The organism is Delftia sp. HK171, from assembly GCF_001886655.1.
Lineage (GTDB): Bacteria > Pseudomonadota > Gammaproteobacteria > Burkholderiales > Burkholderiaceae_C > Comamonas > Comamonas acidovorans.
In genome coordinates, this window is sequence record NZ_CP018101.1 from 4,259,976 (window position 1) to 4,273,763 (window position 13,788).

Below are 13,788 nucleotides of genomic sequence, written 5' to 3' on the forward strand. Positions count from 1 at the left end.
TTCCACAGCGGAAATTCACGCAATTACCAATGCACAATCCAGGCCTTGCCCTCACGGATTCGCATCGCTCGCGACCCCGTATTCCGCTTGATGGAAGGATATGCAATGAACGAACTTCAGACACGGCTTATCGTCGTGTGCGTGCTGACCCTTGTCGTCGTCATGCTCGTTTCCAAATACGAGATAGTGAAGCCATCGACTTCATCAAAAAACAAGCTGATTTTCAAGGCATCCCTCTTCATTGCCATTTCTTTCGGGGCATTTGCAGCACTCTGGAATAAGTTCTGACCCTCGATCGATGAGATGGATTTTCTTGCGATTGCAGAAAATCCTTTTCCTGCGAGCGCAAGAGGTGGCGCTGCCGCCCGGCAAGCCAGGTGAGGCCGTGAGGCCATGAGGCCGTTAACCCCCCGTTAATTCCCCGTTAATTCCCCGCTGCCAGCATCCACGGCCTGTCAGCCCGCATGGCTGAAACTCCCTTCCATGCATCTCCGGTCATCCCCTCTTCTTTCGTCCTTCCTGCCCTTGCTTGCTGGCCTGCTGCTGGCGCCTTCGCCTGTTCTTGCCGGAGCGGCAGAGCCTGGCGGGCCGTCAGCGCTATCGGCGCTGGGCGCCTGGCTGCACCTGCCTGCCAGCCTGGCGCTGGGGCCGCTGGTCCTGCCGATGGGCGTGGTGGTGGCCATGCTGGCCTGGCTGCTGGCGCAGTGGCTGGCGCGCAGGAATGAAAGGCGCACCGGCCAGGCCGTGGATGCGCTGCTGTGGCAAAGCACCCTGGCCGGCCTGCTGGCGGCGCGCCTGGCCTATGTCGCGCAGTGGTGGACCGAGGTCGCGCCGGCCCCCTGGGATTGGAGCGGGATGCCGGCCTTCGCAGGCCGTGTCGTCGATATCCGCGACGGGGGATGGAACCTGTGGGCCGGCCTGCTGGCCGCGCTGCTGTACATGCTGTGGCGCAGCCGCCGCTCCCCGGTGCTGCGCCGCGCCACAGGGCTGGCGCTGGGCGCGGGGGCGGCCCTGCTGGTGCTGGGCAGCCTGCTGCAGGCGCTGCCCTCCGCAGATGCACCTGCCCTGCCGGCCTTCACCCTGGTCAACGGGCAGGCGCAGCCGGTCTCGCCGCAGCAGTTGCAGCAGGCCGATGGCAAGCCCATGGTGATCAACCTCTGGGCCACCTGGTGCCCGCCCTGCCGGCGCGAGATGCCGGTGCTGGCCCAGGCCCAGCAGCAACGGCCCGATGTGCGCTTCATCTGGATCAACCAGGGCGAGACGGCAGAGACCGTGATGGGCTACCTGCGGCGCGAGCAGGCAGCAGCCCCGCTGCCGCTGGCCCAGGTGCTGTTCGACCCGCAGCAGCAGGCCGGCCGGCACTGGCGCCAGCGGGGCCTGCCTTCCACCTATTTCTATGGCGCCGACGGCCGGCTGTGCGGCATGCGCATGGGCGAGCCGTCGCGCGCCAGCCTGGCCCAGCATCTGAAGGAATGTTCATGAGCGCTTCCCCCCTGTTCCCCCTGCCTGCACTGGCAGGAGCCCTGGCCCTGTCGACAGCCTTGGCCCTGCCGGCCGCGGCGTCCGAGCTGCCATCGGAGGATTTCCTGGCCCAGCAGGGACTGACCCTGGTGGGACCGCTGCCGGCCGTGGGCGGACTCAAGGCCTGGGCCGCCTACCGCGACCGCCAGCCCGTGCCCATCTACCGCATGCCTGACGGCAAGCACTGGGTGCTGGGCACGGTGATCGACGCCCAGGGCCGCGACGTGAACGCCCAGGCCCTGCAGGCCGCCGTGCAAAAGCCCATGGGCGAGCAGCTGTGGAGCGATGTGCAGCGCGCCCAGTCCATACCGGATGGCCGCGCCGACGCGCCGCGCACGGTCTATGTGTTCACCGACCCCAACTGCCCCTATTGCAACCAGCTGTGGAACGATGCCCGGCCCTGGGTGGAAAGTGGCCAAGTGCAGTTGCGCCACATTCTGGTCGGCATCCTCAAGCCCAGCAGCGAGGGCAAGGCCGCCGCCTTGCTGACCGCGCGCCAGCCCGAGCAGGCCCTGGCCGAGCACGCACGCGCCTATGCCAAGGCCGGCCGCGCCAGCGCAGAGGGCGCGGGCGCCACGCCGCTGGCCCCGGTGCCGCAGACCACGCGGCAGGTGCTGGCCAGCCATGCCTCGCTGATGTCCACCTGGGGCCTGCGTGCCACGCCGGCCCTGGTCTGGAAGGATGACAAGGGAGTGGTGCAGGTGCGCACCGGCCTGCCGCCGGGCCTGCTGGAAGAGGTCATGGGGCCGCGTGGCAGGAAATGACGAGCACGACCATGAGCACAAGCCGTTGTCCCGCCGCTTCCACATCCTCCAGCGACTGGAGCGACCTGTTTCCCGCCCGGCCGGATGGGCCGCCGCTGCGCATCGTGCTGCATGCGCCCACGCCCGGCGCCCTGGCCCGTGCACGCAGCAATCTGGCCAACCTGCGCCAGGACCGGCCCGGTGCCGAGGTCCGCATCGTCATCAACGGCCCGGCCGTCGAGGCACTGCTGGACGCCGCGCCGGGCACGCCGCAGCATCTGGACGCTGCCGCCCTGGCCCATGCGCTGGTCTGCCCGAACACGCTCAGGAAGCTGGGCCGCGAGGCGCCTGCCGGCATGCGCGTGCTGCCGCAAGGCGGCATCGAGTCACTGGCCCTGCTGCAGCAGTCGGCCTGGTGCTACGTGCGCTGCTGAGCGGCCTGCGCCAGCGAGGCCAGGCAGCGCGCCTGCCATTGGTATTCAGGCTCGAACGATTCGCGGTCCGTGACGGCGCCGTGGCCGCCCTCGCCATAGACCATGGCGTAGGCCGCATAGTCGGCCGCCTGCAGCGCCCGGCCCGCCAGCCCATGGGCCGTGGCATAGGTGGCGGACACGGCGGCATGGCCGCAGCCGTCGAGGGAGCGCGATCCCTGGTGGTGGTTGGCCAGGCTGGCGGCCTCGCGGGCCAGGCGGTCCAGCTCCTGCCTGTCGATCTGGCCGTCCAGGTAGCGGCGAAGGCCTTGTGCGCAGCGGATGACGTCCGGGTCTTCCAGCAGGTGCGCGATGCGGTCCACGCAGGCCTGTGTGAATTGCAGCCTCAGGTGCTCGCCGGCTTCGGCGGCAAGGTCCAGTTCCGAAGCAAGGCTGTTCAGGGCATGGTTCATGGAGAACTCCTTGGCAGTGGCGACACAAGCAGCGTAGACCGGGGCCGCGCGCGGAAACAAGAGGGTGATTTCCGATACGCGCCCTGCATTCCCGAGGAATGCAGTCACCCTGTTAACCCCGTCTTAATCCCTGCGCCACACGCTATGGACTGCCTTGGGCGCCTGTCCATGGCAGGCAGTCGGTGGCGCTTTGCAAGCACTCGGCAGGCACTCGGCAGGCACTTGGAAAGCCCATTGCTTGACTCACATCAAGCCGCCAAGGCCCTGAATTTCATATATTAAATTCAATATAAAAAGCATATTTTTAATGCTTTATTGAGTTTGAGCGACCACGATCCGTGGCCGCAGGACGATGAAAGACAGGCCATGCCAAAAACATCCCGCGCCGGCAGCGGCTGCAACGACTGCAGCTGCAAGCCCTCCTCCCACGACATCCCCGCCCCTACCCTCTCCCATGCACAGCCCGCCGCAGGCAAGCGCGGCTTCCTGCAGGACCTGCTGGCCGCTGCCATGGCGGCCGTGGCCCTGCCCGTGGCGGCGGCCGCGCCCGGCACCCCCGGTTTTCAGCCGCCGCGCCGCCCCGGCGAGGCCGGCAGGCGCTACGGCATGCTGGTGGACCTGCGCCGCTGCATAGGCTGCCAGGCCTGCACGGTGAGCTGCTCCATGGAGAACCTGCCGCCGCTGGGCCAGTTCCGCACCACGGTGCTGCAGTACGAGGTGCAGCACGCGGGCAACGAGGACCTGCCGCCGGCCATGCTCAACCTGCCGCGTCTGTGCAACCACTGCGACAACCCGCCCTGCGTGCCGGTCTGCCCGGTGCAGGCCACCTTCCAGCGCAGCGACGGCATCGTGCTGGTGGACAACGAGCGCTGCGTGGGCTGCGGCTACTGCGTGCAGGCCTGCCCCTATGACGCACGCTTCATCAACCACGAGACGCAGACCGCCGACAAGTGCACCTTCTGCGAGCACCGCCTGGAGGCCGGACTGCTGCCGGCCTGCGTGGAAAGCTGCGTGGGCGGCGCCCGCGTGATCGGCGACCTCAACGACGAGGGCAGCGAGATCCGCCAGCGCATGCGCGAGCACGCCAAGGACCTCAAGGTGCTCAAGCCCGCCATGGGCACGGACCCGCATGTGTACTACCTGGGATTGCCCGACGCCTTCGTCGACGGCGTGGACGGGCAGGCCAGCGTGCGGCTGGTCACTTCCCACTGAACGCAAGGAGCACCCCATGCACATCGTCGAACTCCTGACCCCCGCCTACGAATCGGCCTGGCTGCCCTGGGCCGTGCAGTACTTCTTCCTGGCCGGCATTGCCACGGGCGCCGCCCTGCTGGCCGCCGCCTGCGCCTGGGCGCCGCGCGCCAGCGCCATGGCGCGCCTGCTGCCGGCCGCCGTGCTGGTGCTGGCCGTGAGCGCCATCGCCGCGCCCGTGTCGCTGCTGGCCGACCTGCACCAGCCTGCGCGCTTCTGGCATTTCTATGCGCACTTCACGCCGTGGTCGTGGATGTCGGTGGGCGCCCTGCTGCTGCCCGTCTTCGTGGGGCTGGCGCTGGCTTTCGTGCTGGCCTGGTGGCTGGGCCGGCCGCAGTGGCTGCGCTGGCTGGCGCCGCTGCTGGCCGTGTCGGCGCTGACCATCACCGCCTATACCGGCGCCGAGCTGATGGCCGTGCGCTCGCGCCCGCTGTGGAACACGCTGTGGGTGCCGCTGAACCTGGCACTCACGGGCTGGCTGGCCACGGTGGGCTGCATGCTGGTGACGGCGCGCTTTCTGCCCGCCCGCCACCGCCCCGATGCCGGCGCCCTGCAGGCCCTGCGCGTGCTGGGCCTGGCGCTGGCGCTGTGCCTGCTGGCCATGGTGGCGGTCTGGGCCGTTGCCGGCTGGCTGGGCCAGGGCCGCTCCTTCCAGGCAGCGCTGCAGCTGTGGCAGCAGTTTCCGGTCTGGCGCCTGAGCATGCTGGGCTCGGCCGTGGCCGGTGCCGCCCTGCTGTGGGCCCTGGTGCGGGGTGGGCATCGCATGGCCTGCCCGCGCTACACGCTGGCCCTGGGGCTGGGCCTGGCCGCCGCGGCCTGGGCCTTCCGCTGGGCGCTGTTCATGGGCGTGCAAGGCGTGCCCAAGTACGGCGCGGGCCTGTACATCTACCACATGCCGCTGGGCGGCGGCGGCCTGCTGGGCATGCTGGGCGTGGCCGGCCTGTGCATTGCACTGGTGACGCTGGCCACCTGGGCGCTGGAGCTGTTTCCCGCGCGTTCGGCCACGGCCCGCGCCCTCTGACAACGCCGCCCTGACGACCCCTCACCCATTCACGGAGCGCGGCCCGCCACCGGCCGGCTGCGCCACAGAAAGCCTTTCATGACCGACAAGAAGAAACTCCCCCAAGCTCCCGAAGATTCCCTGGATGCCGAGGCCACACGCCGCCGCCTGCTGCTGCGCGGCGGACTCACCGCCGGTGGGCTGGCCGCCTTCGCGGCCGGCTACGGTGAAACACTGGCGCGCGGTGCCAAGGGCCTGGTCGCAGGCACCTCGGGCACGCCCACGGCCAGCGCCACGCGCGGCAATTCGCTGACGCCGGAGTTCCGCATCGACCCGGCCACGGGCGCGCTCGCCACCCAGCCCGGCCAGGTGGTCAGCCCGTCCAGCTGCCTGGGCTGCTGGACGCAGTGCGGCGTGCGCGTGCGTGTCGATACCGCCAGCAACCGCATCCTGCGCGTGGCAGGCAACCCCTACCACCCGCTGGCCACCACGCGCCCGGCCGCCATGGAAGAACCCGTGCGCGAGGTCTACGCCAAACTGGGCAAGGAGCTGGGCCTGGAAGGCCGGGCCACGGCCTGCGCGCGCGGCTCGTCCATGCTGGAGCACCAGAACGCACCGCACCGCGTGCTCACCCCGCTCAAGCGCGTGGGCCCGCGCGGCAGCGGCCGCTGGCAGAGCATTTCCTTCGAGCAGCTGGTGCAGGAAGTCTGCGAGGGCGGCGATCTGTTCGGCGAAGGCCAGGTCGAGGGCCTGCGCGCCATCTGGGACACCAGGACGCCGCTGGACGCCGACAACCCCGAGTTCGGTCCGCGCTCCAACCAGTTGCTGGTGACCGACGCCTCCAACGAAGGCCGCGCCCAGCTGCTGCGCCGCTTTGCAGGGCCGTCCTTCGGCACCGTGAACGTCAGCAACCACGGCGCCTACTGCGGCCAGAGTTTTCGCGTGGGTGCGGCAGCGGCCCTGGGCGACCTGCCCGGCATGCCGCATGGCAAGCCGGACTGGAGCCATGCCAGCTTCGGCCTGTTCATCGGCGCGGCGCCCGCGCAGTCCGGCAACCCCTTCCAGCGCCAGGGCCGCGAACTGGCCGAGGCCCGCTCGCGCGAGGACAACCGTTTCCGCTACGTGGTGGTCTCGCCCGTGCTGCCGACCTCGTCCAGCCTGGCTGCGGGCAGCGGCAACCGCTGGCTGGCCGTCAAGCCGGCCGGCGACCTGGCCCTGGCCATGGCGCTGATCCGCGTCATCCTGGACGAGGCGCGCCATGACACGGGCTTTCTCGCCCAGCCCGGCCCGGCCGCCATGCAGGCCGCGGGCGAGGCGTCCTGGAGCAATGCCACGCACCTGCTGGTCAACGAGCCCGGCCACCCGCGCCATGGCAGCTTTCTGCGCGGCGCCGACCTGGGCTGGGCCCTGCCCGCGCCAGCCGAAGACGGCAAGCCGGCCCAGGATGTGTTCGTTGTGCAGCGTGCCGATGGCAGCCTGGCGCCGCACACCCAGGCCGAGCCTGCACAGCTGATGGTGCGCGCCCGCGTGGCCGTGCCCGGCCTGAAGGCAGAAGGCGCGGACCAGGCCCCCGAGCTGTCGGTCTGCTCCTCGCTGGCCAAGCTGCATGAGCAGGCCAGCCTCAAGACACTGGACGAGTACGCGGCGCTGTGCGGCGTGGCGCGCGGCGAGATCGAGGCGCTGGCGCGCGAGTTCACCAGCCATGGCAAGCGCGCCGTGGCCGATGCGCATGGCGGCACCATGAGCGGCGCGGGCTTCTACACCGCCTACGCCATCAGCATGCTCAACACCCTGGTGGGCAACCTCAACGTGCAGGGCGGCCTGGTGCTGGATGCCGGCCCGTTCGGCCCCTTCGGCCCGGGCCCGCGCTACGACTTCGCCAACTTCGACGGCAAGGTCAAGCCGCGCGGCCTGGCGCTGTCACGCCACCGCCAGCCCTACGAGAAAAGCGCGGAATTCCAGCGCAAGCGCGAGGGCCAGCCCGAGGGCGCGAAGGACTACCCCGCCGCCCAGGCCCCGTGGTACCCGGCCGTGGGCGGCCTGTCCAGCGAGATGCTGGCCAGCGCGCTGGCCGGCTACCCCTATCGCGCCAAGGCCTGGATCAACCACATGAGCAACCCCGTCTACGGCATTGCGGGCTTTCGCAATGCGCTGGTGGACGATCTCAAGGACCCGAAGAAGCTGCCGCTGATCGTCTCCATCGACCCCTTCATCAACGAGACCAGCGCGCTGGCCGATTTCATCGTGCCCGATACCGTGACCTACGAGAGCTGGGGCATCTCGGCGCCTTGGGCCGACGTGGTGGCCAAAAGCTCCACCGTGCGCTGGCCCGTGGTGCAGCCCGCCGTGGCGCGCACGGCCGGCGGCCAGCCCGTGAACGTGGAGAGCTTCCTCTTTGCCGTGGCAGAACGGCTGGGCCTGCCCGGCTTTGGCGAGGCCGCCATCAAGGACGCTCAGGGCCAGCCCCATGCGCTGCGCTCGGCCGAGGACTTCTTCATCCATGCACTGGCCAACGTGGCCTGGGCAGGCGGCAAGCCCGTGCCGGCGGCCAGCGATGACGACATCGCCATCACCGGCGTGGACAGGCTGGTGCCCGCGCTGCGCCAGCGCCTGAAGGACGATGAATGGCGCCAGGTGGCCATGCTGCTGACGCGCGGCGGGCGCTTCGACCGCATCGAGGACGCCTGGAAGGACGGCCACACCCGCAAGGCCCACGCGCCTGCCCTGCAGGTCTGGAGCGAGGAGCTGGCCCGCATGCGCCACGCCATGACGGGCGAGCGCTACAGCGGCTGCCCCACCTGGTATCCGGCACGGCTGGCCGACGGCAGCGCCATGCGCACGCATTTCGGCGAGCAGCAATGGCCGCTGCTGCTGACTTCCTACAAGTCCAACCTGATGAGTTCCATGTCGATTGCCGTCTCGCGGCTGCGCCAGGTGCATCCGCACAACCCGGTGTCCCTGCACCGCGATGACGCCGAGCGGCTGGGCATCGCCAACGGCGACACGGTACGCATCCGCACGCCGGGCGGCGCGGTGACGGCCGTGGCCATGGTGCGCGACGGCGTGATGCCGGGCACCGTGGCCATCGAGCACGGCTACGGCCACCGCGAACTGGGCGCAGGCCGCCACAGCATTGACGGCCAGCCCATGCCGGTGAACGCCGAGCATGCCAATGGCGTGAACCTCAATGACCTGGGCTTTGCCGATCCCACGCGGCCCGGCTGCAAAAACGTGTGGGTGGACTGGGTGTCCGGCGCCACGGTGCGCCAGGGCCTGCCTGCGCGCATCGAGAAGGTCTGATCAGCGGGTGGGGCTGGCGACAGGTGCAGCGTCGGCCTGCCAGCCGCCCCCCAGCGCCTGGTACAGCGCAATGGCGTTTTCCAGCTGGCTCTGGCGCAGGCGTATCACCTCCTGCTGCGCCTGGAAGAGATTGCGCTGGGCGTCCAGCTCTTCCAGGTAGCTGGCGTAGCCGGCCTCGTAGCGGTCCTTGGCAAAGCCCAGGGAGCGCTGCAGCACGGCCTCGCGCTCGCTGGCGTGCTGCCACTGCGACTGCAGGCGCTGGGTGCCGACCAGGGCGTTTTCCACATCGGCCAGGGCCTTGATCACCACGCCACGGTAGGCATAGGCGGCCTGGTCGCGCTGGGCGGTCACGGCGTCGAACTGCCCTTGCAGCCGGCCGCCCGTGAACAGCGGCGCCAGCACGCTGCCGCCCAGGGCCCAGACCGTGGCCGGGTGGTATTGCAGGGCGTTGACCAGCAGGCTGCCGGCGCTGGCCGTCAGCGAGACCTGGGGCAGGAAGGCGGTGCGCTGCACGGCCAGGCTTTCGTCGGCGGCCGCCAGTTGCAGCTGCGCCCGTGCAATGTCGGGGCGGCGCTGCAGCAAGGCCGAAGGCAGGCCGGCGGCCGGCGCAGGCGGCGGTGCGCCCAGCGCAGCGGACTGGCCGTCGGTTGTTGCCATGAGCGCGGCTGCCTGCTCGTCACCCTCGCCGCCGGCCAGCAGCAGGAGCGCCGTGCGCTGGCGCGCCAGCGACAGCTCCAGCTGCTCCACGGCCTGCTGCACGGATTGCAGCTCGGCCTGGGCCTGGGTGAGCTGCAGCTGCGAGGTGTAGCCGACGCGCGCCTGATCGTCAGCCAGGCGCAGGGCCTGTTCGCGCGAGCGGGCCGTGGCCTGGGCCACTTGCAGCTGCGATTGCAGCGAGCGCAGGCCCACATAGGCCTGGGCCGTGGTGGCGGCCATGGCCAGGGCCACGGCGTCGCGGTCGGCCTCGCTGGCCTGCAGGCGCAGGGCGGCGGCCTTTTCCAGGTGGGCGATGCGGCCCCACAGATCAGGCTCCCAGCTGGCCTGCAGGCCGGGCTGAACCGAGCGCGTGTGCGCCAGGCCCCGCGCGCCCAGGCTGCGGCCCGTGGAGGCGCCGGCCGTGGCCGAGAGCTGTGGCAGGCCCGCAGCGCCTGCCACATCCAGGTTGGCCCGCGCCTCATCCACGCGCGACAGGGCCAGCAGCACATCGTTGTTGCGGGACTGGGCCAGTTCCACCCAGCGCGTGAGCAGCGGATCGCCAAAGGCCTGCCACCACGATGCCTGGACGGCGGCGGCCGGCTCCTGCCCTGCCCCGCTCCACTGGGCGGGCATGACGGGCCGGGCCGCTTCAGGCGCGGTGCTCAGCGGCGGCACGCTGCAGCCGGCCAGCGCGGCGGCGCAGGCAATGGCCATGGCCAGTGCGCGGGCGGTCATGGGCGGGCCTCCGGTTGGGGTGCGGGCTGCCGTGCGGGTTGGGGCTCAGGCTGCGCCGTATCCAGCCGCACCACCACCGACATGCCCGCGCGCAGCCTGGCGGCCAGCTCCTGGTCGGGATCGATTGCAATCTTGACCGGCAGGCGCTGCACGACCTTGGTGAAGTTGCCCGTGGCGTTGTCGGCCTTGAGCACGCTGAATTCCGAGCCCGTGGCCGGCGCGATCTCCAGCACGCGGCCCGTGAGGTGGGCGCCGCCCAGCGCATCGACGCTGAAGCGCACTGCCTGGCCTATGCGCACCTGGGCGGTCTGGGTCTCCTTGAAGTTGGCCACCACCCACAGCGTGTGCGGCACCACGTACATGAGCTGGGAGCCGGCCGTGACGTACTGGCCCCGGCGCACACCCACCTCGCTGACCTGGCCATCGCCGGGCGCGTGCACCACGGTGTTGTCCAGGTTGATCTGGGCCTGGCGCAGCTGGGCCTCGGCCATCTGGACCTGGGCTTCGAGCGAGGCGCGGTTCACCGTCGTCGCCTTGATCTTCTGGGTGTTGATCTCGATGTCGGCCTGGGCCTTGGCCACGTTGGTGGCCGCCAGGCGCGCGGTGGCACGCACCTTGTCACGCTCGTTGAGCGAGACGGAGCCGCGCTCGGACAGCGCCTGCACGCGCTGCAGCTCGGCTGCGGCGCGGTCGGATTCGGCCTGCGCCGCCGCCAGGCCGGCGCGGCTGGCGCCCAGCGTGGCGCGGTTCTGGGCCTGGGTCTGGTCGGCATTGGCCAGCTGTGCGCGGGCATTGGCCAGCTGGGCCTGCGCCTGGGCCTGGGCGGCTTCGTAGGTGCGGGCGTCGATGCGCACCAGGGGCTGGCCGGCCTTGACGTTCTCGTAGTCTTGCACCAGCACCTCGGTCACGTAGCCGCTGACCTGGGGCGCAAGCACGGTGACGGCGCCGCGCACATAGGCGTTGTCTGTGCTGACCACGGTGCCCGCGAAGGGGAACAGGTTCCAGGCACGCAGCACCAGCAGCACGCCGGCCAGTGCGACCACCAGCATCACCAGCACGCTGCGCAGCGAGGGTTTGATGAGCTTGGGCGATGGCGATGGCGAAGGTGAAGGTGAAGGTGAAGGCGAAGGCGCCGCAGCGGGAGCCGGCGCAGGCGAGGCAGAGGCGGCCGTGCCGCCATTGGAATTTTCGGAGTCACTCATGTTGTTGTCTTTTCTCTGGGCGAACGGTTTCAGGCGCGGGCGACGGGTTGGGTGGGCGGCTGGCCCGGCGCGTCCTGCGGCGCGGCGGCATCGGTGCCGCGCATGGCCGAAGCATCGGCAGCGGCGGCGCGCATGCGCTCCACGAAGGCGCGCTGGCGTGCGCGGCCGGCCAGGGCCAGCATCCACAGCAGGTAGAGCACGGCCACGCCGGCCGTGAGGGCGAACACGTCGTTGTAGGCGCGCACATTGGCCTCGCGGCGTGCGGCCTGCGCCAGTTGGGCCGTGCCCTGGGCCGCACGCAGGGCCGGGTCGGCGATGACGCGGGCCAGGCTTTGCTGCTGCAGACGCAGGCGGTCGGCCACGATGGGGTCGGTGGGATCGACATCGGCCACGATGGCGGCCGAATACACCTGCTCGCGGTGCATCTGGTAGGTGCTCAGCAGGGCCGAGCCCATGAGCGCGCCCATGGCCTGCGTCATGGAGATGGTGACGATGGCCGTCAGCATGTAGTGCGCGCCGAACTTCAGGCCCTGCACCACGCCGATCAGCATCAGCGGCCCCATGAACAGGCCCGCGCCCACGGCCATGAGGAACTGGCTGCCGAAGAAGTCCTCGGGCCGGGCCAGGCTGGTGCGGCTGTGGTCCAGCCAGGCCGCCAGCGCGAACAGCACGATGGAGCCCACGATCTGCTTGCCCATGTTCTCCAGCCCGAAGGTCAGCGCCGACACGGCAATGCCCGCGACGGTGCCCAGCAGGATGACGATGAACAGCGGCTGCATCTGGTCCACCGTCATGCCCAGCATGCGCTGCATGCCGATCACGCCATAGGTCTGCTCGGTGGTCAGAAAGCGCAGCAGCAGCGCACCGATCACGAAGCGCACCGTGGGCGCCAGCACGAACCAGCGCGTCTGCAGCATGGGGTTGCGGCGGTGGTGCTCGATGTACAGCGCCACGCTCAGCAGGACGATGGAGCCGATCAGCATCCAGGCCAGCCAGGGCGTGTCCAGCCACCAGTGGTTGTAGCCCTGCACCAGCACGGCGATCAGCAGGCCCACGCCGGGCACCATGAGGAAGAAGGTCAGGAAGTCCAGCCGCTCGAAGCTGCGGATGTGCACGCCCGGCGGCAGCTTGAGCACCACCACGCCCGCGAACGAGATCAGGGCCAGGCCGGCCTCGAACAGGTAGAGGTTGTGCCACTCGCTGTTGAACAGCAGACCCGGCGACAGGATCCAGGCCAGCGGCGTGGCGATCTGCCCCAGCCCCACGCCGATGACCAGCATCTTGAGCACATGCTTGCGCGGCGCAGCCTGCAGCATGTAGAGCGTGCCCAGCGTGCTGCAGGTGGCGCCCGCCAGGCCGCTGGCCGCGCGCAGCATGAGCAGGCTGGTGTAGCTGCCCAGCACCAGGTGCAGCAGCGTCAGCAGCGCATACAGGCCCAGGCCGATCTCGGCGAACAGCCGCATGCCGAACTGCTGGCGGAACTTGTAGACCAGCAAATTGGCCGTCATGTTGAGCATCACGTAGGCGCCGGTCAGCCAGGCGGCCTCGGAAGATGTCAGCCCCATCTGCCCCTGGATGGTGGGCAGGTTGGCCGTGAACAGTGCATTGCCCAGGCCGCCCGTCAGCGCCACCAGCACGGCGATCAGGCCATAGGCGGCGCGCACGGCCGGCTGGTGCAGCGGCATGGACGGCGAGCCCGGCAGGCTGGGCTTTTCATGCTCTTCCCAGTCCGGCGGGGGCTTGAGGTAGACGACGGGGGGCGACGGGGGCAGCACGGGCCCCGGTGGAGTGGGTGTGGTGGCCATGTCAGGCCTTCAGGCCTTGCCAGACGATCTGCAGCGCCTTGCGCGCCAGGGTGCGCCGCTGCTGCGGCGTCTCGCCGCGCAGCGAGGCGCCCAGCATGCCGAAGACCAGGGACAGCTCGGCCTGCGTCAGCGGCTGGCGGCAATGGCCACAGGCCACGGCCCGGTCCATGGCCGGCCGAAAGATCTGCCACATGGCAACGCGGGCCTGGGCGATGACCTCGTCGCCGCGCTCCACCGTGCGCCAGTAATCGGTGATGGGGGCCGAGACCGCAATGCGCTCGGCCAGGCGCGACAGCAGCTTGTAGAAGGCATCGTCGTCCTCGGCCATGGCCTCGGCCGCGAGGCGCATGTTGTCCAGCGAACGCTCCAGCAGCGCCAGCATCAGCGCACGCCGGTCAGGAAACTGCCGGTACAGCGTGGCGCGGCCGACTTCGGCGCGCTCGACCACCAGGTCCAGCGGCGCGGTCACGCCATGCTCGGAAAACACGGCATCGGCCGCGTCCAGCAACTGGGCGCGGCGGATATCGGCACTGGGTCTTTTGGAAGTCATGCAGACAATTATCGGACAAAGTTGTCCGTTAAATATCCGCAACCGGCCTATCCCATGGCGGGGCCATGGGCAAAAAACCAACGGTTTCCGGCAGTGGAAAAG

The 13,788-nt window shown here is 70.0% G+C and carries 12 protein-coding genes; 7 read left to right on the forward strand and 5 right to left on the reverse strand.

Going from position 1 to position 13,788, the window contains the following annotated elements; translation table 11 throughout:
- Window positions 1–105: 105 nt before the first annotated feature.
- The 4 genes from BO996_RS19205 to BO996_RS19220 all read left to right on the forward strand — a co-directional run bounded on the left by BO996_RS19205 (window position 106) and on the right by BO996_RS19220 (window position 2,698).
- Window positions 106–288, forward strand: coding sequence for a hypothetical protein (locus tag BO996_RS19205; protein WP_071956129.1), 183 nt, complete (start codon window positions 106–108; stop codon window positions 286–288).
- Between the two features lie 237 nt (window positions 289–525).
- Window positions 526–1,482 carry a TlpA family protein disulfide reductase gene (locus BO996_RS19210; protein WP_232240375.1) on the forward strand — a complete coding sequence of 319 codons (957 nt, stop codon included), beginning with the start codon at window positions 526–528 and terminating at the stop codon, window positions 1,480–1,482.
- Window positions 1,479–2,285, forward strand: a complete 807-nt coding sequence (gene dsbG / locus BO996_RS19215) for a thiol:disulfide interchange protein DsbG (RefSeq protein ID WP_071956131.1) — start codon at window positions 1,479–1,481, stop codon at window positions 2,283–2,285. The genes BO996_RS19210 and dsbG overlap by 4 nt, the downstream gene beginning before the upstream one ends.
- 11 nt (window positions 2,286–2,296) lie before the next feature.
- Window positions 2,297–2,698 (forward strand): DsrE family protein, encoded by a 402-nt coding sequence (locus BO996_RS19220; protein ID WP_071956132.1) that lies wholly within the window; start codon window positions 2,297–2,299, stop codon window positions 2,696–2,698.
- On the opposite strand, the gene BO996_RS19225 is transcribed toward BO996_RS19220, so the two are convergent.
- Window positions 2,683–3,147 carry a hypothetical protein gene (locus BO996_RS19225; RefSeq protein ID WP_012206046.1) on the reverse strand — a complete coding sequence of 155 codons (465 nt, stop codon included), beginning with the start codon at window positions 3,145–3,147 and terminating at the stop codon, window positions 2,683–2,685. The genes BO996_RS19220 and BO996_RS19225 overlap by 16 nt on opposite strands.
- Before the next feature lie 366 nt (window positions 3,148–3,513).
- Between BO996_RS19225 and dsrO the strand changes: the two genes are divergently transcribed.
- The 3 genes from dsrO (at window position 3,514) to BO996_RS19240 (ending at window position 8,698) form a co-directional block, all read left to right on the forward strand.
- Window positions 3,514–4,359, forward strand: a complete 846-nt coding sequence (gene dsrO / locus BO996_RS19230) for a sulfate reduction electron transfer complex DsrMKJOP subunit DsrO (RefSeq protein WP_071957163.1) — start codon at window positions 3,514–3,516, stop codon at window positions 4,357–4,359.
- A 16-nt stretch (window positions 4,360–4,375) separates the two neighbouring features.
- Window positions 4,376–5,419 (forward strand): NrfD/PsrC family molybdoenzyme membrane anchor subunit, encoded by a 1,044-nt coding sequence (gene nrfD, locus BO996_RS19235; protein WP_071956133.1) that lies wholly within the window; start codon window positions 4,376–4,378, stop codon window positions 5,417–5,419.
- A gap of 78 nt (window positions 5,420–5,497) precedes the next feature.
- Window positions 5,498–8,698, forward strand: a complete 3,201-nt coding sequence (locus BO996_RS19240; RefSeq protein ID WP_071956134.1) for a tetrathionate reductase subunit A — start codon at window positions 5,498–5,500, stop codon at window positions 8,696–8,698.
- On the opposite strand, the gene BO996_RS19245 is transcribed toward BO996_RS19240, so the two are convergent.
- From BO996_RS19245 to BO996_RS19260, 4 genes are read right to left on the reverse strand one after another with little or no spacing between them, the layout of a single operon-like run.
- Window positions 8,699–10,129 (reverse strand): efflux transporter outer membrane subunit, encoded by a 1,431-nt coding sequence (locus BO996_RS19245; RefSeq protein WP_071956135.1) that lies wholly within the window; start codon window positions 10,127–10,129, stop codon window positions 8,699–8,701.
- Entirely contained in the window at window positions 10,126–11,331 is a 1,206-nt protein-coding gene (locus BO996_RS19250) for an HlyD family secretion protein (RefSeq protein WP_071956136.1), read from the reverse strand. The genes BO996_RS19245 and BO996_RS19250 overlap by 4 nt, the downstream gene beginning before the upstream one ends.
- A gap of 29 nt (window positions 11,332–11,360) precedes the next feature.
- Window positions 11,361–13,136 carry an MFS transporter gene (locus BO996_RS19255; RefSeq protein WP_071956137.1) on the reverse strand — a complete coding sequence of 592 codons (1,776 nt, stop codon included), beginning with the start codon at window positions 13,134–13,136 and terminating at the stop codon, window positions 11,361–11,363.
- 1 nt (window position 13,137) lies between these two features.
- The gene (locus BO996_RS19260; RefSeq protein WP_013802028.1) at window positions 13,138–13,686 is read right to left on the reverse strand and encodes a TetR/AcrR family transcriptional regulator; all 549 of its coding nucleotides are present in this window, start codon (window positions 13,684–13,686) and stop codon (window positions 13,138–13,140) included.
- Window positions 13,687–13,788 lie beyond the last annotated feature (102 nt).

Bases quoted from the DNA above. Each gene is read 5' to 3' on its own strand.
- BO996_RS19225 (WP_012206046.1), bottom strand. From the start codon at position 3,147: ATGAACCATGCCCTGAACAGCCTTGCTTCGGAACTGGACCTTGCCGCC.
- dsrO (WP_071957163.1), top strand. From the start codon at position 3,514: ATGCCAAAAACATCCCGCGCCGGCAGCGGCTGCAACGACTGCAGCTGC.
- BO996_RS19250 (WP_071956136.1), bottom strand. From the start codon at position 11,331: ATGAGTGACTCCGAAAATTCCAATGGCGGCACGGCCGCCTCTGCCTCG.
- BO996_RS19205 (WP_071956129.1), top strand. From the start codon at position 106: ATGAACGAACTTCAGACACGGCTTATCGTCGTGTGCGTGCTGACCCTT.
- BO996_RS19245 (WP_071956135.1), bottom strand. From the start codon at position 10,129: ATGACCGCCCGCGCACTGGCCATGGCCATTGCCTGCGCCGCCGCGCTG.
- dsbG (WP_071956131.1), top strand. From the start codon at position 1,479: ATGAGCGCTTCCCCCCTGTTCCCCCTGCCTGCACTGGCAGGAGCCCTG.
- nrfD (WP_071956133.1), top strand. From the start codon at position 4,376: ATGCACATCGTCGAACTCCTGACCCCCGCCTACGAATCGGCCTGGCTG.
- BO996_RS19240 (WP_071956134.1), top strand. From the start codon at position 5,498: ATGACCGACAAGAAGAAACTCCCCCAAGCTCCCGAAGATTCCCTGGAT.
- BO996_RS19220 (WP_071956132.1), top strand. From the start codon at position 2,297: ATGAGCACAAGCCGTTGTCCCGCCGCTTCCACATCCTCCAGCGACTGG.
- BO996_RS19260 (WP_013802028.1), bottom strand. From the start codon at position 13,686: ATGACTTCCAAAAGACCCAGTGCCGATATCCGCCGCGCCCAGTTGCTG.
- BO996_RS19255 (WP_071956137.1), bottom strand. From the start codon at position 13,136: ATGGCCACCACACCCACTCCACCGGGGCCCGTGCTGCCCCCGTCGCCC.